The sequence below is a fragment of the Streptomyces sp. NPDC006551 genome, from assembly GCF_040611675.1.
Lineage (GTDB): Bacteria > Actinomycetota > Actinomycetes > Streptomycetales > Streptomycetaceae > Streptomyces.
In genome coordinates, this window is sequence record NZ_JBEXOT010000003.1 from 1 (window position 1) to 20,913 (window position 20,913).

The 20,913-nt window shown below is 73.7% G+C and carries 17 protein-coding genes and 1 pseudogene; 12 read left to right on the top strand and 6 right to left on the bottom strand.

The window, feature by feature from the left end; genetic code table 11:
• On the top strand, window positions 1–600 hold a 600-nt coding region (locus ABZY12_RS04410; RefSeq protein ID WP_356887021.1), incomplete at its 5' end, for an LLM class flavin-dependent oxidoreductase.
• A 3-nt stretch (window positions 601–603) separates the two neighbouring features.
• Window positions 604–1,239, top strand: coding sequence for an FMN reductase (locus ABZY12_RS04415; RefSeq protein WP_356887023.1), 636 nt, complete (start codon window positions 604–606; stop codon window positions 1,237–1,239).
• Between the two features lie 109 nt (window positions 1,240–1,348).
• Here the strand turns inward: ABZY12_RS04415 and ABZY12_RS04420 are convergent, their stop codons facing one another.
• From ABZY12_RS04420 to ABZY12_RS04430, 3 genes are all read right to left on the bottom strand, one after another.
• Window positions 1,349–2,215, bottom strand: a complete 867-nt coding sequence (locus ABZY12_RS04420) for an ABC transporter permease (protein ID WP_356887025.1) — start codon at window positions 2,213–2,215, stop codon at window positions 1,349–1,351.
• Window positions 2,212–3,180: an ATP-binding cassette domain-containing protein gene (locus ABZY12_RS04425; RefSeq protein WP_356887027.1), complete on the bottom strand. Its 969-nt coding sequence runs from the start codon at window positions 3,178–3,180 to the stop codon at window positions 2,212–2,214. The genes ABZY12_RS04420 and ABZY12_RS04425 overlap by 4 nt, the downstream gene beginning before the upstream one ends.
• Window positions 3,181–3,326: 146 nt before the next feature.
• Window positions 3,327–4,085 carry an SDR family oxidoreductase gene (locus ABZY12_RS04430; protein ID WP_356887029.1) on the bottom strand — a complete coding sequence of 253 codons (759 nt, stop codon included), beginning with the start codon at window positions 4,083–4,085 and terminating at the stop codon, window positions 3,327–3,329.
• Between the two features lie 168 nt (window positions 4,086–4,253).
• Here ABZY12_RS04430 and ABZY12_RS04435 point away from each other — a divergent pair, with 168 nt between their 5' ends.
• Complete coding sequence (locus tag ABZY12_RS04435) at window positions 4,254–8,033, top strand: BTAD domain-containing putative transcriptional regulator (protein ID WP_356887031.1); 3,780 nt, start codon at window positions 4,254–4,256, stop codon at window positions 8,031–8,033.
• 109 nt (window positions 8,034–8,142) lie between these two features.
• Window positions 8,143–8,694 carry a hypothetical protein gene (locus ABZY12_RS04440; RefSeq protein ID WP_356887032.1) on the top strand — a complete coding sequence of 184 codons (552 nt, stop codon included), beginning with the start codon at window positions 8,143–8,145 and terminating at the stop codon, window positions 8,692–8,694.
• Here ABZY12_RS04440 and ABZY12_RS04445 read toward each other — a convergent pair.
• On the bottom strand, window positions 8,649–9,104 hold the full coding sequence (locus ABZY12_RS04445) for a hypothetical protein (RefSeq protein ID WP_356887033.1): 456 nt from the start codon (window positions 9,102–9,104) through the stop codon (window positions 8,649–8,651). The genes ABZY12_RS04440 and ABZY12_RS04445 overlap by 46 nt on opposite strands.
• A 137-nt stretch (window positions 9,105–9,241) precedes the next feature.
• Window positions 9,242–10,765, bottom strand: coding sequence for a PLP-dependent aminotransferase family protein (locus ABZY12_RS04450; protein ID WP_356887035.1), 1,524 nt, complete (start codon window positions 10,763–10,765; stop codon window positions 9,242–9,244).
• Between the two features lie 77 nt (window positions 10,766–10,842).
• Here ABZY12_RS04450 and ABZY12_RS04455 point away from each other — a divergent pair, with 77 nt between their 5' ends.
• The 7 genes from ABZY12_RS04455 (at window position 10,843) to ABZY12_RS04485 (ending at window position 17,914) form a co-directional block, all read left to right on the top strand.
• Window positions 10,843–11,643 (top strand): alpha/beta hydrolase, encoded by an 801-nt coding sequence (locus ABZY12_RS04455; protein WP_356887037.1) that lies wholly within the window; start codon window positions 10,843–10,845, stop codon window positions 11,641–11,643.
• 37 nt (window positions 11,644–11,680) lie between these two features.
• Complete coding sequence (locus ABZY12_RS04460; protein ID WP_356887039.1) at window positions 11,681–12,127, top strand: hypothetical protein; 447 nt, start codon at window positions 11,681–11,683, stop codon at window positions 12,125–12,127.
• Window positions 12,124–12,549, top strand: a complete 426-nt coding sequence (locus tag ABZY12_RS04465) for a hypothetical protein (RefSeq protein ID WP_356887041.1) — start codon at window positions 12,124–12,126, stop codon at window positions 12,547–12,549. The genes ABZY12_RS04460 and ABZY12_RS04465 overlap by 4 nt, the downstream gene beginning before the upstream one ends.
• 180 nt (window positions 12,550–12,729) lie before the next feature.
• On the top strand, window positions 12,730–12,966 hold the full coding sequence (locus tag ABZY12_RS04470; RefSeq protein WP_356887648.1) for a DUF2630 family protein: 237 nt from the start codon (window positions 12,730–12,732) through the stop codon (window positions 12,964–12,966).
• A gap of 107 nt (window positions 12,967–13,073) precedes the next feature.
• Window positions 13,074–15,035, top strand: coding sequence for an FUSC family protein (locus ABZY12_RS04475; RefSeq protein WP_356887043.1), 1,962 nt, complete (start codon window positions 13,074–13,076; stop codon window positions 15,033–15,035).
• A gap of 207 nt (window positions 15,036–15,242) precedes the next feature.
• Window positions 15,243–16,715, top strand: coding sequence for an APC family permease (locus ABZY12_RS04480; protein WP_356887045.1), 1,473 nt, complete (start codon window positions 15,243–15,245; stop codon window positions 16,713–16,715).
• A gap of 218 nt (window positions 16,716–16,933) precedes the next feature.
• Window positions 16,934–17,914 (top strand): hypothetical protein, encoded by a 981-nt coding sequence (locus tag ABZY12_RS04485; RefSeq protein ID WP_356887047.1) that lies wholly within the window; start codon window positions 16,934–16,936, stop codon window positions 17,912–17,914.
• Window positions 17,915–18,012: 98 nt separating this feature from the next.
• Here ABZY12_RS04485 and ABZY12_RS04490 read toward each other — a convergent pair whose 3' ends face one another.
• Window positions 18,013–20,064 carry a PhoX family protein gene (locus ABZY12_RS04490; protein ID WP_356887049.1) on the bottom strand — a complete coding sequence of 684 codons (2,052 nt, stop codon included), beginning with the start codon at window positions 20,062–20,064 and terminating at the stop codon, window positions 18,013–18,015.
• A 271-nt stretch (window positions 20,065–20,335) separates the two neighbouring features.
• On the opposite strand from ABZY12_RS04490, the pseudogene ABZY12_RS04495 reads away from it, so the two are divergent.
• Window positions 20,336–20,913: pseudogene (locus tag ABZY12_RS04495) on the top strand (hypothetical protein); the annotation flags it as partial.

A 20,913-nucleotide genomic window follows, 5' to 3' on the forward strand; every position in this document is an offset into this window, starting at 1 on the left:
CAGGGCTTCACCTCGACACCCCGCCCGCTGGACGGCGTACCGCCGTTCGTCTGGCACGGCTCGATCCGCTCCCCCGAGATCGCCGAGCAGGCCGCCTACTACGGCGACGGATTCTTCGCCAACCACATCTTCTGGCCCAAGGAGCACACCGAGAAGATGGTCCGCCTCTACCGCCAGCGGTACGCGCACTACGGCCACGGCACCCCCGAGCAGGCCATCGTCGGCCTCGGCGGCCAGGTCTTCCTGCGCAAGAACTCCCAGGACGCGGTACGGGAGTTCCGCCCCTACTTCGACAACGCCCCCGTCTACGGCCACGGCCCCTCCCTGGAGGAGTTCAGCCGGGAGACGCCGCTGACCGTCGGATCGCCCCAGGAGGTCATCGAACGCACGCTGTCGTTCCGGGAATACGTCGGCGACTACCAGCGTCAGCTCTTCCTGGTGGACCACGCGGGTCTGCCGCTGAAGACGGTCCTGGAACAGCTCGACCTGCTCGGCGAGGAAGTGATCCCGGTGCTGCGCAAGGAGTTCGCCAACCTGCGGCCGGCCGGCGTCCCGGCGACCGCCCCGCTCCACCCCGCCGTACGCACTCAGGAGGCGTAAGTCATGCAGACGCTCAAGCTGGTCGCCGTGTCGGCCGGGCTCAGCCAGCCCTCATCGACCCGGCTGCTCGCCGACCGGCTGGTCAAGGCCGCCGAGGAGCGGCTGACCGAGCGGGAGTACGCCGTCGAGGTCCAGGTGGTCGAGCTGCGCGACGTCGCCATCGACATCGCGAAGAACTTCGTCACCGGCTTCCCCTCGGCGCGACTGCGGGCCGCGATCGACGCGGTGACCGGCGCGGACGGAGTCGTCGCGGTGACCCCGGTCTTCACCGCCTCGTACAGCGGCCTGTTCAAGTCCTTCTTCGACCTGATCGACCCGGACGCGCTGACCGGCACGCCGGTGCTGATCGGCGCGACCGGCGGCACCGCCCGCCACTCGCTCGCGCTCGACCACGCTCTGCGGCCGCTCTTCGCCTACCTGCGCGCCCTCGTCCTGCCGACGGCCGTCTACGCCGCCTCGGAGGACTGGGGCTCGGGCGGCGACGAGTACACCGACGGCCTGCCGTCCCGGATCACCCGCGCGGGCCGCGAGCTGGCGGACGCGGTGGCGGGCCGTCCTGCCCGGCGACGGACGGACGAGTCCGGCGACGACGACGTGGTGCCCTTCGAGCAGCAGCTCGCCGACCTGCGCCTGGACTGACGGGCGACTGCTCGACGGACGGCGGGCGACCGGCGACGGGCGACCGGCGACGGACGGCGATCCAGGCCCTTGGCCCCGACCCCGGGGCCGGGGCCGGGCGCCGGGGGCGTCACTTGCGGTTGTAGAGCCGCATCGTCACCGCGCCGAAGACCACCACGAACAGCGCCGACCACCCCAGCGACCAGGCGATGTCGGCCGCCGGCCAGCGCCCCGCCATCAACTCCCGCACCGCCGTCGCCAGATGCGTCACCGGGCTGTTGTTGACGAAGGCCTGCAGCCAGCCCGGCATCGTCCTCGGGTCCACGAAGACGTTGCTCAGGAAGGTCAGCGGGAAGATCACCATCATCGAAACGCCCATGACCGACTTCTCGCTGCGCAGCATCAGCCCGAACATCGTCCAGATCCACGAGAAGGCGAACGAGAACACCAGCAGCAGCGCCACACCCGCCAGGACGCCGAGGACACCGCCGTCCGGGCGGTAACCGATGATCAGGCCGACGGTGAGCATCACCACCGAGGCGATCAGATAGCGCACGACGTCGCCGAGGAGATAGCCGACCATCGGGGCGGGCCGCCAGATCGGCAGCGTGCGGAAGCGGTCGAAGACGCCCTTCTCGATGTCGGTGTTGACCGAGACGCCCGTGTACATCGTGATCATCACGACGCTCATCACCAGGATGCCCGGCAGCAGGAACTGGATGTACGCCGACACCGAGCCGGCCAGCGCGCCCCCGAAGAGGTACGTGTACATCAGCACCATCATGATCGGGAACGCCGTCACGTCGAAGAGCTGCTCCGGCACGTGCTTGATCTTCAGCATGGCGCGCCAGCCGAAGGTCAGCGACGCCGACAGCGCGCTGGGGCGGGGCGGCCGCTCCTGACCGACGAGGAGCGCGGCCAGCTCCTCGGCCCTCGGGGCCTCGAAGGCCAGGGCGTCGCTCTGCTGCTTGTCCTTGCTGGTGGCGACGGTGCTCATGCCGTCGTTCCCTTCCGGTCGGTGAGGGCGAGGAAGACCTCGTCGAGGCTGGGCTGTCCGAGACCGAAGTTGTCGACCGTGATTCCTTGCGCCGCCAGCTCCGCGAGCGCCCGGGCGGCCTGTTCGGCGGCGCCGAGGTCCGTGCCGTGCCCGTTGACGGTGGCGGTGAGGGCGACCGGGTCGGCGTCGAGCTGTACGGAGGCGTTCAGGGCGGTCGCGAGGACCCGCTCGGCGGCCGAGCGCTGCTCGGGGTCCCGCAGCCGTACGTGGACCGAACCCGAGCCCACCGACGCCTTCAGCTCGCCCTTCGTGCCCTCCGCGATCACCTTCCCGTGGTCGATGACGGCGATGCGGGAGGCCAGCTGGTCCGCCTCGTCCAGGTACTGGGTGGTGAGCAGGACGGTGGTGCCCTGGGCGACGACCGCGCGGACGATGTCCCAGACCTGGTTGCGGCTGCGCGGGTCGAGGCCGGTGGTCGGCTCGTCGAGGAAGAGCAGGTCGGGGGTGTTGAGGATGGACGCGGCGATGTCGATACGGCGCCGCATCCCGCCCGAGTAGTGCTTGACCTGCTTGTCGGCGGCCTCCGCGAGCCCGAACGCGGCGAGCAGCTGCGCGGAGCGGTCACGGGCCGCCGGCCGCGAGTGGCCGAGGAGCCGGGCCAGCAGGACCAGGTTCTCGGTGCCGGTCAGATCCTCGTCGACGGAGGCGTACTGGCCCGTGAGGCTGACCCGGCCACGGACGGCGTCGGCGTCCTCGACGACATCGCGGCCGAAGACCCGGGCCCGGCCGCCGTCCGGTCGGAGCAGGGTGGCGAGCATCTTCACGGCGGTGGTCTTGCCGGCGCCGTTGGGGCCGAGGACGCCGTAGACGGTCCCGGCCGGAACCCGGAGGTCGATGCCGTCCACGGCACGGTTCGTGCCGAAGACCTTGACCAGGCTCTCGGTCTCGATGGCGAGGTCGGTCATGCGATTCCTCCGGGATCCGGGGACGTGTGCCGTGCCGGACGCGTCACTTCTGCCGTGCGCCGCGTGCACCGTTTCTGACGTGTGCCGTTCCTGACGTGTGCCGTTTCAACCGCTTTCACCAGTCTCCGACGGCGGCGCGCCCAGGTCTACACGGACACGATCTGCTGCACCAGACCTCCGTCCACGGCCAGCTTCACCCCGGTCGTGAACGTCGCGTCGACGGCCAGGAACAGCGCCGCCTTCGCCACCTCGTCGGCCGTGCCGTGCCGGTGCATCGGCGTGGCCGCGTCGCCCGCCGCCTTGAACGCCCGGTGCTCCTCCTCCGTGAGCCCCTGGACCCCGCCCCCGGGAGTGTCGATGTAACCGGGCGAGACCGCGTTGACACGGATCCCGCGCCCGACCAGCTCGGAGGCGAGTCCCTGCGCGAAGGACCACAGCCCGGCCTTGGTGGCCGAGTAGACGCTCATGCCGGGCGTGCCCGTGACATCGGCGACCGAGGTCGTGAAGACGACGGCGCCGCCGTCCCGCAGCAACGGCAGGAGCCCCTGCACGGTGAAGTACGGCCCCTTGAGGTTCACCGCGAACATCCGGTCGTACTGGTCCTCGGTCATCTCCGCGATCGGGCCGAGCTCCGAGATGCCCGCGTTGACGAAGAGCAGGTCCACGCCGCCCAGCCGCTCCTCGACGAGCGCGGGCAGGGCCCGTACGGCGTCGAGGTCGGCCAGGTCCGAGGAGACGACGTGGGCGGCGGGGCCCAGTTCGTCTGCGGCCTCCTTGAGGTTCTTCGGGTTGCGGCCGGTGAGCAGCACCTCCGCGCCGCCCTCGACCAGACGCTTGGCGATGGCGAGGCCCATACCCATGGTGCCGCCGATGATCACGGCCTTCCGGCCTGCGTACTTGCTCATGTGCGCACAGCTCCCTGTGTTCGGTGTTCTCGGTGTTTGTCGTGCTTGCGGTGCTTGCGGTGCTTGCGGTGCTTGCGGTGCTTGTCGTGACGGGAACGACTCTGCGCGGGCCCGCTGACGGTCCGCTGAGGGAAGGCTGAGGGCCGGGCTGTGGGTTACGGTTCCGGCATGCGGTTCGGGGTGCTGGGTCCACTGTCCGTACGGGACGGAGCCGGGCGGCCCGTCAGCGTTCCCGAGGCGAAGGCACGCGTCCTGCTCGGCTGTCTGCTGGCCCGGGAAGGGCGGCCCGTCGCCACCGGCCTGCTGATCGACGCGCTCTGGGGCGACCGCCCGCCGGCCCGTGCCGCGAACGCCCTCCAGGTCAAGGTCTCCGTGCTCCGCCGTGCCCTCGGCCGCGACCGGATCGTGCACCGGCCGCCCGGCTATCTGCTCGTCCTGGACGAGGGCGAACCGGACGCGGCCCGGTTCCGCGCGCTCGTCGCCCGCGCCGGGCGGACGCCCGGGCCACGGGAGCGGGCGGCGCTGCTCGACGAGGCGCTCGGCCTGTGGCGGGGGACGGAGGCGTACGCGGACGTCGCCGACCACCCGGTCGTACGGGAGGAGGCGGGCCGGCTGGCGGAGGAACGGCTCGTCGCGGAGGAGGAACGGGCCGAGGCGCGGCTGGAGTCGGGCGACCGCACGGCCCTGGGCGCCCTGGCCGCGGACCTCGCCCCGCTCGTCACCGCGCACCCGCTGCGCGAGCGGCTGCGCGCGGCACAGCTGCGGGCCTTGTACGGCGCGGGCCGGCAGAGCGAGGCGCTCGCCTCCTACGAGGCCCTGCGCCTGCGCCTCGCGGAGGACCTGGGCGTGGACCCGAGCCCCGAACTCGCCGCGCTCCACACCGCGATCCTCCGCCAGGACCCTTCGGTGACGCCTCCGGTTCGCGCCGCTGGTGGGAGGACGGGTGCCTCGCCTTCCGGGCCGGAAGGCGGCCCCGATCCGGGCACAGGCTCCCCGGCGGCCGGCGGCACGAGCTCGCATCCGGCCTCGGGCGACGCGGCTCCCGGCGGCGGCATGGGTGCGGTGCGCGACGCGGGCACGGCCAGCGGCACAGGTGCGGCCGGCGGCCCGGGTCCGGTGGGCGACCCGGCTCCTGGCCAGGTCACGGGCCCGGGACCTCTCCCGGATCCTGCCTCCGGCACGGGCCCGGGCGCGGCCGGCAGCACTGGCGCGGTACGTGACGCGGGCGCGGTAGGCGACGGCGTAGCCGACACCCGGGCGGCCGCCGGGTCCGGCCGTCTCGTCATGCCCTCACCGGGCCCGCTCGGCGAGCGCCCCGCGGGGGCGGTGCGGGCCGTGCCGCTCAGCGGGCTCGTGGGGCGCACCGGGGAGGTGCGGGAACTGGGGGAACTCCTCGGCAGCGCCCGGCTGGTGACCCTGACCGGACCCGGAGGGGTCGGCAAGACCCGGCTCGCGCAGGAGGTGGCGGGCGACGGCTCGTTCGTCGAGCTCGCCGGTCACCGCGGCGACGCCGCGGAACTGGCGGAAGCCGTGGCCGCGGCCCTCGGTATCCGGGAGGACGCCGCCGCCACCCTGCCGCGCCACGGTGCCCACGCCGCCCAGGGTGACGCGACCCAGCGCCTGGCCGCCGCCCTGCGCGACCGGCCCACCCTCCTCGTCCTCGACAACTGCGAGCACGTCGTCGACGCCGTCGCCGAGTTGGCGAGCGGCCTGCTGCGAGCGGTGCCCGGCCTGCGGATCCTCGCCACCAGCCGGGAACCGCTCGCCGTCCCCGGCGAGTTCGTGCGCCCGCTCGACCCCCTCCCGCCCGCCGACGCCGTACGCCTCTTCGCCGAACGGGCCTCCGCCGCCGCCCCCTCCTTCGCGCTCACCGACGCCAACCGCGCCGACGTCACCGAGATCTGCGTCCGCCTCGACGGCATCCCGCTCGCCCTCGAACTGGCCGCCACCCGCCTCCGCGCCCTGAGCGCGAGGGGGTTGGCGCAGCGGCTCGGCGACCGGTTCCGAGTCCTGGCGACCGGCCGCCGGGGCGTTCCGGCCCGCCAGCAGACGTTGCGCGCGGTGATCGACTGGAGCTGGGAACTGCTCTCCGCCCCCGAACGGATCGTGCTGCGCCGCCTCTCCGTCCAACGCGACGGCTGCACCCTCGACGCGGCGGAAGCCGTCTGCGGTGACGGCACGGCCTTGGACGTGGTGGAGCTGCTCGGCCGGCTCGTGGACCGCTCGCTCGTGATCCGGGACGGGGAGCGGTACCGGATGCTGGAGTCGATCGCCGCGTACGCCACGGAGCGCCTCGATGAGATGGGCGACGGCGATGCGGTACGGGAACGGCACCGCGCCTACTACCTGGACCTCGCCGAACGCGCCGCTCCCCTGTTGCGCGGTCCCGGGCAACGGGAGTGGCTGCGGCGGCTCGACGCCGAACGCGCCAACCTGCGGGCAGCGTTCGACGCCGCTCCGGACCGGTTCGCGGTCGCCCTGTCGTGGTACTGGCTGCTGTCCGGGCGGCTGCGGGAGGGCCGCCGGCAGCTCGCGGCGGCGCAGGGCCCCGAAGCGCGGGTCCTGGCGGCCGCCTTCGCGTTGCTGTGCGGGGAGAAGGCCGGGACGTCGGATCTGCCGTACGGCTCGATCGGCGACCCGGGCGCCCGCGCCCGGGCCCGCTGGCTCGTCGCCTACGGCCACTTCAACACCGGTGACCTCGCCGAGAGCGAGCGGCTCGTGGCGGAGGTCGGGGACGCCGACCCCTGGGCGCGCGCCGCCGTCCACACCCTGCGGGCCGCGCAGGCGCTGCTGCGGGGCGACCTGGCGGCGCAGGGCCGGCACGGGCGCGAGGGACGGGCGCTCTTCCGCGCGCTGGGCGACCGGTGGGGCGAGTCGCAGTCCGTCTCCCCGCTGGCGGCGCTCGCCGAGATCGACGGCGACTACGCGCTGGCCGCCCGGCTCCACGAGGAGGGGCTGCGGCTCGCCGAGGAACTGGGCCTCGCCGCCGAGCGATCCGCACGCCTCTCGGGCCTCGGCCGGCTCGCGCTGCTCGCGGGCGACGTCGAACGGGCGGCGGAGCTGCATGAGCGGGCGCGGCAGGGGGCGGCGGAGCACGGCTACAAGTTCGGTGAGATCTACGCGGAGATGGGGCTCGCACTCGGGGCTCGGCGCGCGGGGCGCCTGGACGAGGCGGAGGAGCGGCTGCTGCGGATCCGGGAGTGGTACCGGGAGGTCTCCTCGGAGGAGGGCAACCACCTGATCCTCGCCGAGCTGGGCTTCGTCGCCGAACTCCGCGGCGACGCGGCGACCGCCCGCACCTGGCACCTCCGCGCCCTCACCGCGGCCCGCGCCACCCGCGACCCCCGCGCCCGCGCCCTGGCCCTGGAGGGCCTGGCAGGCGCGGAGTCCCTGGCGGCCACGGAGCGCCTGCCCGGCGGGAAGCTCCTCGCGAACACGGAGCACGTCGCTGGTGCAAAGGGCCCGGTCGGCCCGGAGACCCCCGCGGGCGGGGGACGCCTCGCCGGGGCAAGGGCCCCCGCCGGCAGGGAGCCCGACGCAAAACGCCTCGCCGATGCAAAGGCCTCGACCGACACGGAGCCTCTCGCGGACACGGAGCCCCTCGGCGCAGAGTCACCGGCCGGCACGGAATCCCTCGCGGACACGGAACGCCTCGCCGCCGGAAAGACCCCGGCCGGCACGGAGCCCCTCGCGGGCGCGGAGCCCCTCGCCGACGCGAACGCCTTTGTGGAGGCGGAGGCCCCGACCGGCACCGAGCCCCCCGTCGGCCACGAGCCCCTCGTCGACGGCGCCTCGCGGGCCGCCTGGTTGCTCGCGGCGGCGGCCCGGCTGCGGGTGGGGGCGGGGGCGCCGCTGGCCCCGCCCGAGCGGGGGGACGTCGGCCGTATCGAGGCCCGTCTGTCCCGCCTCGCCCGCATCGAGGCACGGACCTCCGCGCGCCGCCGCTGACCGGCGTCCCTCGGACCTGCGGGGAGGAGAGTGTCTCCCCCGCGCGGGGGAGACGGCCCGGCCGCCACGACGACGCCCCGGCACACCGCCGCCCGGCACGCTGAGCGGCATGATGAAGACCAAGGCGCTCCCGGACGTGCCCCGTTGGGCCGTCCTCGCCGCACACGCCGTACCGCTGATCGTGCTGCCCTCCGCGATCTGGCGGATCGCCCTGACCGTCGGGCTGCCCGTCGCCGAGGTCGACGACCCGGGCCTCGGTCAGGCCGCGTACCAGATCGTCCTCACCATCGGCGCCGAGCTGCTCGCCTTCCTCACCCTCGGCCTGGTCCGCTCCTGGGGCGAAGTGTTCCCGCGCCGGCTGCCGTTCCTCGGCGGACGCCCGGTCAACGCTGCGGCCGCGACCTCCGCCGCGCTCGCCGGGGCGGTCGCGCTGTTCGCGCTGGTGGGCTGGTTCACGTACGCCGCGTACGCGGGGCTCGGCGAGAACTCCGTCGGCACGCACACCGACGGCCCGGTCCAGCAGGTGCTGCTGTACGTCTGCTACCTGCCGCTGCTCGCCTGGGCCCCGCTCCTCGCCGCCGTGGCGGTCGCGTACCACCGCCGCCGCGCCGGCCGCTACGAGCGCGGCAACGGCCGCCCCGTCGCGTCCTCGTGGGTGTAGAAGAGGTAGAACGCCACGCAGAACACGCCGGCCCCGACGAGCAGCGCCAGCACCACGGCGGACAGCACGCTCGCGTTCGAGAGGCTGAACAGGAACCCGATCGCGATGCCTGCCATCGACCCCCACGCCACCGCGCGCAGCTCACGGGGCAGAGCCCGCTGCCACCGCCGCAGCGCGTGGAACGCGACGGCGACGACCGCCGCGGAGACGACGCCGAGCACGGCCTGACCCCAGGTGAGCGGGCCACCGTGACGCGCGACGGTCGACGCGTACAGGCCGTAGATCACGCCCAGGACGACGGGCAGCATCCACCCGCGGGCGGACCTGGTGGTGTCGGTGGTGCCGGTCGTGCCGGTGGTCGGACGACGGCGGTGGTGACGCCGAGTGGGCGTCGCGGCGTGTGCGGCCATGGCAGGAGCTCCTTCACTCTCGCCCCCTCCACCCTCAAGGGCACACCCGCGCCCCGCCCTCCCGCAACTGGATCAGGCCGCCGGCCGCACCGCGGATATCCAGGATGATCGGGCGCAAGGGGTGGCCGGAGTCCTGCTCAAGGTCCTTCGGCGGCGAGTGACGACAACGCGCCCAGGGCCTCGTCCAGGACCGGCAGGGACGGCGAGGCCAGCCCCACCCGTACCGCGTCCGGGGCCGATCCGGAGCCGACCGCGAAGGCGCTTCCCGGCGTCACCGCCACCCCGGCTCGCTCCGCGGCCGCCGCGACGAAGGTCTCCGCCCGCCAGGGAGCGGGCAGTTCCCACCAGCAGTAGGAGGACAGCGGCGCGGTACGGATCGCGTACGCGCCCAGTCGGCGCCGCACCACGTCGCCCCGGGCCGCGAGGTCCGCCCGCTTGGCCGCCACCACCGCCGCGACCGTGCCGTCGCCCGCCCAGCGCGTGGCGGCGGCCAGCGCCAGACCGCCCGCCGTCCAGGCCCCGGAGCGCAAGGCGTCCGCGAGGTCCGCCCGTCGCGCCTCCGGTGCGACGAGGTAGCCGACCGTGAGGCCGGGGGCGAGCCGCTTGGACAGGCTGTCCACGAGGACCACGCGCTCGGGGGCATACGCGACCAACGGCGCCGGAGCCACCGCCCCATCCGGCCCGCCTCGCCCGTCCGGCGCGCCCTGCTCGTCCAGAGCACCCCACCAGCCCGGCCCGCCTCGCCCGTCCAGAGCCCCCCGCCCGTCCGGCTCACCCCGCCCGTCCGGCGAGCCTGGCCCGTCCGGCGAGGCCGACCCGCCCGAACAGGCCCACTCGTCCGGCTCCTCCCGCCCGTCCGGGAGCAGGAACGCCCACGTCGTGTCCTCGATCGCCGTCAGACCGGACTCCCGCAGGAATCCCGCCAGTTCGGCCCGCCGTCGCGAACCCATCGTCAGGGAGAGCGGGTTGTGCAGGGTCGGCTGGACGTACACCGCGCCGAGCGGGGCCGCCCGGTGGGCCGCCGCCAGCGCGTCGGGTCGCATTCCCTCCGCGTCGAGCGCGATCGGCACCAGCCGTACGCCGAGGCGGTCCGCCACCGCCTTGACCAGCGGATACGTAAGCGCCTCGACACCGAGCCGGCCCCCGGGCGGCACGAGCGCGGAGATCGCCGCCGCGATGGCCTGGCGGCTGTTGCCCGCGAAGAGCACCGCGTCGGGGTCCGGCTCCCAGCCGCCCCGCGCGAGGACGCTCGCGGCCGCCGCCCTCGCCTCCCCGGTCCCCACCGCCGCCGTGGGCCGCCGGGTCGCCTCGGCGAGCACATCGGCCCGGGCCAGCGACGCGAGCGCGCGTGCCATCAGCTCCGTCTGCCCTTCCACCACCGGGTAGTTGAGCTGGAGATCGACCGGCGCGGCCCCGGTCGCCTCGGCGAGCGCGGGCCCCGGCAGCGGCGGAGCCGCCCGTACGAACGTGCCGCGCCCCACCTCGCCGACGACCAGGCCACGCCGGCGCAGCTCGCCGTACACCCGGATCGCGGTGGAGGCCGCGATCCGGTGGCGGCGGGCGAAGACCCGCTGCGGAGGCAGCCGGTCACCGGGCCGCAGCCGCCCGTCCGCGATCGCCTCCGCCACCCGGTCGGCGATCCTCCGATAGTCCTCGCCCACGTCGACCACGCTCCCCGATTGCACCGAGAGCAAAGATTTTATTGCACCGAGCCCAGAGGGCTGCCTAGCCTCCGAGCATGCCTTCCGCAGAGCTCGACGGAGTCGTCATCGGCTACGAGGACAAGGGCACGGGCCCCGCGCTCGTCCTGGTCCACGGCCATCCCTTCGACCGCACCATGTGGCAGCCCCAGATCGACCGGTTCTCCGCCACCCACCGCGTCGTCGCCCCCGACCTCCGGGGTTACGGAGCGAGTGACGTCGTCCCCGGCGTCACCCCGCTCTCCACCTTCGCCCGGGACCTCGCCGCCCTCCTGGACCGGCTCGGCATCGAGGAGTTCGTCCTCGCCGGGCTCTCCATGGGCGGCCAGATCGCCATGGAGTGCTACCGCCTCTTCCCCGAGCGGATCCTCGGCCTCGTCCTCGCCGACACCTTCCCCGCCGCCGAGACCGAGGAGGGGAAGGCGGGCCGGAACGCACTCGCCGACCGGCTGCTCGCGGAGGGCGCGGAGGGCATGCGCCGGTACGCCGACGAGGTGCTCGACCGGATGGTCGCCCCGTACAACACCCACGCCGCCGCCCCTGTGCACCGCATGATGTGCGCGACCGACCCGGCGGGCGCGGCCGCCGCCCTGCGCGGCCGTGCCGAGCGCCCCGACTACCGCGCGCTCCTCACCACGGTGTCCGTGCCCGCCCTGGTGGTCGTCGGCCGCGACGACACGTACACCCCCGTCGCGGACGCGGAGGCGATGCACGCCGCGCTTCCCGACTCCACGCTGGTGGTCGTCGAACGGGCCGCCCACCTGCCCAACCTGGAACGGCCGGAGGAGTTCGACACGGCCCTCGCGGGGTTCCTCCGCTCACTCGTTCGGCCCCGCTGAACGATCGGTTCCGGACCGTCGCCCGGACGATGGGCCCATGAGCCAGAACACCGCACCCCGCAACCCCCGCACCGCCCCCGACAGGGACACCGGCGCCGTCTGGGCCGCCGGCGGCACCCTCTTCGCCGGTGTCCTGATGCTGGTCACCGGCGTCATGGACATCCTTCAGGGCATCGCCGGAATCGCCGAGGACGACATCTACGCCCGCCTCGGCGACTACGTCTTCAAGTTCAACCTGACGACGTGGGGCTGGATCCACCTGGTCCTCGGCATCGTCGTCGCCATCGCCGGCTACGGAATCCTCAAGGGCGCCGAATGGGGCCGGGTCGCCGGTATCTCACTGGCCGCGCTGAACGTCGTCGCCCAGTTCCTCTTCCTGCCCTACCACCCGTGGTGGTCGCTGTTCTCCATGGCCATCTCGGTCTTCGTGATCTGGGCGCTGGCGACCGACCGCTCCTACGGCCCCGGGGCGGCGGCCCGATGAACCGCCCCCGCGCCCGGGTCCTCGTGACCGTCACCACGCTCCTCGCCCTGTCGTCCACCGCCTGTACGGAGGAGGACAGGGCGAGGGTCGGGGACGCCGTCTCGTCCGCCACCGCGGCGGCGGCGTCTCGGATGGGCGAGATCACGGACGGCGTGAACGCCACCGCCGACGTCAAGGCCGGGCCGGTGCGGGCGGAGGGGGGCCGGACCGTCGCCGACGTGACGGTGACCAACCCTCAGGACCGGAACGCCGACTACACGATCATGGTCAACTTCCGCAACGACGGCGGGGACCTCCTCGACTCGGTCGTCCTGAACATCGGCGGCGTCGCCCCGAGTACGTCCAAGACGGGCACGGCGCGCAGCAACCGGTCGCTCTCCGGCGCGACGAAGGCCGAGATCGGTCAGGCGCTGCGCCACTGACACCGGAGCCGCGCGGTCCGCACGAGAGCACCGCCCGGTCCGCGCGGGAGCAACCGCGCCGCCCGCACAGGCGTACCGCGCCGCCCGCACGGGCGTGCCCCCCGGGCCCGCACCAGGGCGCTCGACCTGCACGAGAGCCGCCGATCGGCCACGCTGGATGTCATGGACCACATGGACCGCATGGACGACGACCAGATCCTGGAGAGCATCGGCTCCCTCGTCGAGGAGGAACGCTCCCTGCGGCAACGCACGGGCGGCCTGCTCCCCGAAGAACGCTCCCGGCTGGCCGAGCTCGAGGTGCAACTGGACCAGTGCTGGGATCTGTTGCGCCAGCGCCGCGCCAAGGCCGAATTCGGCGAGGATCCCGACACCGCGGCCGTCCGCCCGGCGGCCGAGGTCGAGAACTACCGCAGCTGAGCCGCCCCGCCAGGCCGGCACCCCCGCCCCCGTTGTGGGCATTCGTTCCGCTGGGGTGGTGCCCCCGCCCCCGTTGTGGGCAGGGGCCGGGGCCGTACGTTGGTCGCATGGCGACGCGCACCGCACGGCTCTCCCCGCCCCCCTGGCTCACCGCCGGGCTCCGGCCGCAGGCCGCGCCCGTCCCGTGGGCCGCCGTCGTCCGCGCGTCGATCGCGCTCTCCGCACCGCTCGCCGTCGGGTTGGCCGCGGACCGGCCGGTTTACGGCGCCCTGGTCTCCATGGGCGCCCTGTCCGGGGTCATCGGCGACACCGCCGACGCGTACCGCATGCGGTTCTACAACATCGCCGTCCCCCAGCTCTTCGGCGCGCTCGGCGTCACCCTCGGCACCCTCGTCTTCGGCCACGGCTGGCTCGCCGTCGCCGCCCTCACGCTGATCGCGCTCGCCTCCGGGATGATCTCCTCGATCGGCGCCGTCGCCTCCGTCTCCGGTCTCCTGCTCCTCCTCAACGCCGTCGTCGGCGCGGGCCTGCCCATGCCCGACCCCTGGTGGCTGGCACCCCTCCTGCTCACGCTCGGCGGGGTCGTCGTCCTCGTCCTGACCCTGCTCGGCTGGCCCCTGCGCGGCGGGGTGCCCGAACGCACGGCCGTGGCCAACACCTACCGGACCGCAGCCGACCTCCTCGAAGCCGCCGGTACGTCCTCGTACGACGAGAAGCGCCAGGCCGTCACCACCTCCCTCGACCAGGCGTACGACCTCGTCCTGGCCCGCCGCGCCCGCCACCACGGCCGCACCCCCGCCCTCGTCCGGCTGCTGGCCCAGCTGAACGTGGTCATCCCGCTCGTGGAGGCCGCCGCGGCCGCGCACATGGCGGCGGTACGGTTCCACCGGCAGCTGCCCGCCGAGGTCCCGGCGGCCGTGCGCGCACTGGCCGACGACGTCGAGGAGGGCCGGACGGACGCCGCCGTCCCGCGCCTGCCCGAGCCGACCCGTCCCTCCGAGAAGGCCGTGGACCACGCCCTGCGCCACGCAGCGGCCGTCGTCCACGAGCCCGAACCCAAGCCGTTCGCCGCCGACGACCGGCTCGGCCGCCCCGCCGCCCTGCGCGTCCGGGCCCGCCGCACCGCCCGCGCCGTGCTGTTCTCCGGAGCGTCCTGGCGGTACGGGCTGCGGCTCGCGCTCTGCATCGGGCTCGCCCAGACGCTGGTCTCGCTCATCGCCGTGCCCCGCTCCTACTGGGTCGCCCTCACCGTCACGTTCGTGATGAAGCCCGACTTCGGATCGGTCTTCTCCCGAGCCGTGCTGCGCGCGCTCGGCACCGCCGCCGGGCTCGTCGTCGCCGCGCTCGTCCTCTCCGAAGTGCCCCGCGGCTGGTGGGACGTGCCGGTCATGATGCTGCTCGCCGCGCTGATCCCCGCCTTCTCGGCCAAGGGGTACGCCTTCCAGACCGCGGCGATCACCCCCGTCATCATGCTGCTCTCCGACCTGCTCAACCGGCAGGGCTTCGACCTGGTGCTGCCCCGGCTGTACGACTCGCTCATCGGCTGCGGGATCGCGCTCGTCGCCGGATACCTGCTGTGGCCGGAGTCCTGGCACACCCGGATCGGCGACCGGCTCGCGAACGCGGTCGCGGACACGGCGGCGTACGTGGCACGGGCGTTCGGTCCACCGGAAGTGGCGGACCAGGCGGCCCGGGTGCGCGCCCGGCGCGCGCTCTACCGGGACCTGTCCACCGTGCGCTCCGAGTTCCAGCGGGCGCTGACCGAGCCGCCGCCGGCCGGCACCCTGGCCGCCGCCTGGTGGCCGCTGGTCGTCGCCGTGGAACGGATCGTGGACGCCACGACCGCCGCCCGGGTCCGGGTCGACCACGGCGCCCCGGCGCCGGGAGCGGAAGAAGTCGAGGCCCTGGAAAGGGAGTTGCGCGAGCTCGCGGACAACCTGCGCCGCAGCGACGTCCTGGTGGAGGTCAGGGCGGAACTGGGCGGGGACGATGAGGGCGTCCTCGCACCGCTGCGCCAGGAGGTTCGGGCCGCCCGCGCGATCGCGACGCCCCGGAGGGACCCGGACTGAACCCGCGCCCCACCGCCCCGAGTCGCACGTCCGCTCTTACCGGCGGTCACCGAGCGGAACCTTCCGTACCGCCGTTACCGGAATCCACTCGTGCGACTACGATGCGCTCGATTCACCTTGACCCGTGCTTCCACCGGGGAGATCCGACCCGACCGGCACGGTCGCTCCGTCCTGCGCCATCTCCCCGTGCCACCCAAGGACATCGCCATGCGCACCACCACCGGCAGAGGGCTCCAGCCCAATGTTCTCGGGACCTTCGACACCATCGTCATGGCCGTCGCCGGCAGCGCCCCCGCCTACTCGCTCGCCGCCACCACCGCCGTGCTCTTCGGCGCGGTCGGCCTGGCCGGACCCGCCGCGCTGCTCTACTGCGCGGTGCCGATGCTCGGCATCGTCCTGGCCTACGCCCGGCTCGGCCGGATCGACGTCAACGCGGGCGCCGGCTACTCCTGGGTGGGCCGTACCCTCCACCCCTTCCTCGGCTTCCTCTCCGGCTGGGCGCTCGTCGTCTCCGCGACCGTCTTCATGGTCGCCGGATCCCTCCCGGCGGGAGCGCTGACGCTCTCCCTGATCGACCCCGCGCTCGCCGAGAACACTCCGCTCGCCGCGGCCGTCGGCGCGGGCTGGTTCCTGATGATGCTGCTCGTGGTCCTGGGCGGCGCCCGGCTCACCGTGCGGGCCCAACTCCTCATGTCGGGCGTCGAGATCGCCATCCTCGTCGTGTTCATCCTGGCCGCCCTCGCCCACCGCGGCCACGCCACCGCCTTCGACTGGTCCTGGCTCGGCTTCGGCCACTTCGACGGACCGGCCGGCTTCGCGTCGGGCGCGCTGATCGCCGCGTTCTACTACTGGGGCTGGGACGTCACCAGCAACCTCAGCGAGGAGACCCGCGACAGCCGCCGCACCGCCGGGTTCGCCGCGCTCGTCGGCGTCGGCGTCGTCTTCCTCTTCTTCGAGGCGTTCACCATCTCGGTCAACGTGCTGCTGAGCGCCGGACAGATCGAGTCCGCCGGCGCCAACGTCCTCGCCGTCCTCGGCCAGGAGATCTGGCCGGGCGTCGGCGGCAAACTGCTGATCGTCGCGGTGCTGCTGTCCACGGTCGCCACCCTGGAGACCACCCTCATCCAGGTGACCCGCTCCCTGTTCGCGATGGGCCGCGACCGCACGATGCCGGCCGCCCTCGGAACCGTGCACCGCCGCTGGAACACCCCGTGGGTGGCGATCGCCGCCGTCGGGGTGGCCGCGCTGCTGATGTTCGGCGCGGCGGCGACCGCCGGTTCGGTGGGGCGGATCCTCAGCGACGGAGTGGCCGCGATCGGTCTGCAGATCGCGTTCTACTACGGGCTCGCGGGCATCGCCGCCGTCGTCGCGTACAGGTCGGTGCTGCTGACCTCCGTACGGAACTTCCTGCTCGGCGGGGTGTGGCCGCTGTTCGGCGCCCTGTTCATGCTCTGGGCGTTCGTCGAGTCCCTCACCGAGTTGTCGAGGACCGCCCTCACGATCGGCATCGGCGGGCTCCTCGTCGGCGTGGTCCCGATGATCGTGTACTGGCGCAAGGGGAGCGCGTACTACCGCCCCGCCCGGCTCGACGCCGTACGCGCCCTGGCCGCGGCGGAGCGTTTCGCACCCAGCACACCGCGCGCCCGCCGCGCGGACGAGTCGCTCGCCACCGACTTCTGAGGCCACCGGATCGCGCCCGGTCGCCGACCGAGCCCGATCGATCCCCGACCGAGCCCGACAGATCCCCGACCAACCGACCCCCGACCGCGCGGTCCCCGGCGGAGCGACACCCGCCGATCGATCCCCGAGCGGCCGGCCCCCGAGTGATCGACCCCCCAGTGATCGCCCCCCGACCGGTCGCCGAGCCGACCGAGCGCCGACCCGAAGGAGGATGACTGATGGCCGTTCGCCGCCGCGCGTCCCGTTCGGCCCGCTTCTCGCCCGACTTCGACCCGGACTTCGGGGACCGCGCGCTCACCGAGGCCCGGCACGACATCGTCATCGGACGCTGGCAGGGCGTACGGGATCTCCTGGCCGCCACCGGCGACGACTGGACACGCCGCACGCACCGGCTGCGGCTCCTCGCGCACGCCGCCGCGGGCAGCTCCACGGTCGAGGCCTGGCGGGCCGCCGAGCCGGACAGCCCGGACGCGGCGGTGCTGCGGGCGGCGACCGAGGTGGTACGGGTCTTCGACACGGCCATCGCGGCCGGCCGGGGCACGGCCGTGGACCGGGGGCGGCTCGACACGACCGTCGACGCCTGCCTCGGCGCGGCGCACGCGGCGCCCGGCGACCCGATGCCCTGGGTCTCCCTGCTCTCCGTGGCCCGGCTCTACGAAGGCGGGGTGCCGCGCCGCCAACTGCGCCAGTGGTTCGACGAGGTGCGGCGGCGCGACCCGTACAACACCGAGGCCCACGCGCAGCTGCTGCGCTACTGGTCGGCGCGGTGGCACGGCACGCACGGGGCGATGTACGACTTCGCGCGCGACGCCGCGGGAGTGGCGCCGCCGGGTTCCCCACTGCCGATCCTGGTCCAGGTGGCCCGGGTGGAGGAGTACCGCTACATCGCGGACGGGGCGCTCGGCCGGGGCCCGGTGCGCGGCTTCGACCAGCACTGGAAACACGAGCTGGCGGTGACCGAGCTGCGCCGGACGTACGCCCGCTGGATCGGCGGGCGCGAGCCGGGCCGGCCGGTGGCGCCCGAGGAGGTGCCCGACCTCAACTATCTCGCCCACGCGGCCTGTTACGCGGGCCAGGCGGAGATGGCACGGGAGCTGCTGGGCATGCTCGGCCCGCGCGCCTCGTGGGTGCCGTGGTCGTACACGGGGGAGCCGGCGGAGCAGTTCGTACGGTTCAGGGAGGGTTTCGGGGTGGTGTGAGGGGCTCCCCCCGGGCCCCTCACACCACCGGCTCGTCACCGGTTCCGCACCGGTGCGTCCGATCAGACGCCGACCCGGACGTCTGATCGGACACCGGATCAGACGCCGATGTCGCGACCGTCCTTGCGCCACACGGCGACGACGGCCGGGCGGACGATCTTGCCGGGGCCGTCCGGCCAGACGGAGGCGGGCTTCTCGACGGACGCGCCGTCGACCTCGCCCGGGTGCTGGACGGCGACGACGACCCGGCGGTCCTGGATGATCGGGCCGCAGGTCTCGGCGCCCTTCGGGACGGTCAGGAACTGCTTGAGCTCACCGCGCCGCTCGCCCTGCGTGGCGACACCGAACAGGCCGTCGTGCGAGCCGAGCTGGTTGCCGTCGGTGGAGAGCCACAGGTTGCCGTAGGGGTCGAAGGCGATGTTGTCGGGGCAGGAGATGGGGCTGACCTTCTCCTTCGGGTAGCCCGCGAAGTACGTGGCCGGGTCGTTCGGGTCGCCGGCGACGAGGAAGAGACGCCAGGCGAAGCCGTCGGAGGCCGGGTCGTCCCAGTGCTCGGCGAGCTCCAGGACCTGGCCGTGCTTGTTGGAGTTGCGCGGGTTGGCCTCGTCCGCGGGGGCGTAACCGGCCTTGCCGCGGTTGGAGTTGTTGGTGAGGGCGACGTAGACGCGGCCGCTGCGCGGGGACGGCTCGACGTCCTCGGGGCGGTCCATCTTCGTCGCCCCGACCTTGTCACCGGCGACGCGGGTGAAGACGTACACCTCGTCGGCGGTCATGCCGGGCACGTGCGAGACGTCGCCGGTGGCGAGCGGGATCCAGACGCCGGAGCCGTCGAACTCGCCGTCGTTGGGGAGCTTGCCGGTCCCGTCGACGTCCTGCGGAGTGTCGCCGGTCAGCTTGGCGACGTACAGCGTGCCCTCGTCGAGCAGGGTGAGGTTGTGCTCGCGGGCGCTGCGCGAGTTCCCCTTCTTCATCCGCTTGGACGACACGAACTTGTAGAAGTAGTCGAAGCGCTCGTCGTCGCCCATGTAGACGACGGGACGGCCGTCCTCGGTCAGACGGGGCTGCGCGGCCTCGTGCTTGAAGCGGCCGAGCGCGGTGCGCTTGCGGGGCGTGGAGTCGGGGTCGTACGGGTCGAGCTCGACGACCCAGCCCTGGCGGTGCGCCTCGTTGGGCTCCTGGCGCAGGTCGAAGCGCTTGTCGAACCGCTCCCACTTGCGCTCGGAGGCGCCGGTGCCGATGCCGTACCGCTTGTCGGTGGCGCTGGAGCCGTAGGCGAAGTACTGGTTGAAGTTCTCCTCGCCGTGCAGCGTCGTGCCCCACGGGGTGGTGCCGCCGGCGCAGTTGTTGAGCGTGCCGAGGACGGTGCGGCCGGCGGGGTCGGCGGAGGTGCGCAGGAGGGGGGAGCCGGCGGCGGGGCCGCTCAGCTCGAACTCGGTGGTGGTGTGGAGGCGGCGGTTGAGCGGGTGGCGCGAGACCGGCGTGAGCTTGCCGGAGCGGTGCTCCTCCTGGACCACGACGACGGACAGACCGTGGGCGGCCCAGGCGATCTCGACCTGCTCGCGGGTCGGGTTCTCGAAGTCGTACCCCTTGAACATCAGGATCTCGTCGGTGTACTCGTGGTTGGCGACGAGCAGTTGCCGCCCGGGCTCGCCGCGCAGCGGCAGCAGGGAGAGGAAGTCGTTGTTGTACCCGAACTGACCGGCCTGCGCCTCGGCGGTCTGCTTGTCGGCGTCGAAGGCCGGGGCGCCGCGGAGGATCGGCTCGCCCCAGCGGATGACCACGTTCTGGGAGTAGCCGGCGGGAACGGTCACCTGGTCCGCGGTGTTGGGCGCCACCGGCGCGAAGCGCAGTCCACGGGCGCCGTCGGCACGACCGGGCGTCTGCGGACGCCCCTGCGGAAGGGCCTCGGCCACGGGGGCGTTGCCGACGGCGACGCCGGTCCCGGCGGCGGTGGCGACGGTCACGACGGCGGCGGCGCGCATCATGGAGCGGCGGGAGAGGGCGCCGGCTATGACGTCGCCGACGTACTCGTTGTCACTGGTGTTGGGCACCTCGTGGAAGCAGGCGTCACCACAGCGGAACCGGCAGGTGAGGGCGGAACGGCCGCCTCCGTGCGGGTTGGTGCTCAGCAGCGGCAGCAGTTTGCGCACTTCGTCCTCCTCCGGCGCACACTGCGCCGACATGGTGTCGGGAATACGTTCGGCGGCGACGTTATGTGCGCCTCTGTGCACAGGGGAGGCGTCAGGGTGAACGATGGATGAATGCGCGGCGACCGGGGACGACGGGTGCCGCCGACACCGCGTGTCGGGGCGCCGAAGGCGACACACCCGGGGCCGCTAACCTTACGTGTCCGCCCTGGCCAGGGATGATCCTCCCAGTACGGACATTCACCGCACCCAACTCATGCGAAAGGCCTCGCCCATGGGCATTCGGAGCTTGCTGCGTAAGGTGTTCGGACGCGACCGTGCGGACCAGCACGACGAAACTCCGGCAACCTCCGTCCCGCCCCAGACGGCGCCGGAACACGCGACGACGCCTCAAGAGCCCCGGTCGGTGACGCTCCCGTCCCCGACCCCGGGTGACGACGCGGCGAAGCGCGCGGCGGACGACTTGGTGGCAGCGGCCTTCGACAACCCGAAGGTCCCCCAGGCCCGCACGTCGAAGACCCTGGCGGATGTGCCGACGGCAGGGGAGACGCGATCGAGGGCGGCGACTCCGGCGCCGGTGCCGGAAGGGGAGCCGGCAGGGACCGGGTCGACGGGGTCGACCGGGGACGCTGAAGCTACGGCTCCGGCGGCGGCCGAGGCTGAGGCTGAGGCTGAGCAGGCTCCTGCGGAGGACGTGACGGCGGCCGCTGATGAGGCGGCCGAGCCGGAAGCGCCGGAGACTGAGACGGAGACGCCCACGCCTGACGCGGAGGCGGCCGTCGTGGGCAGGACGACCTCTGCCGACGAGGCCACCGAGCCGGAGGCCGCTGCTGACGACACCGACGCCGTGGC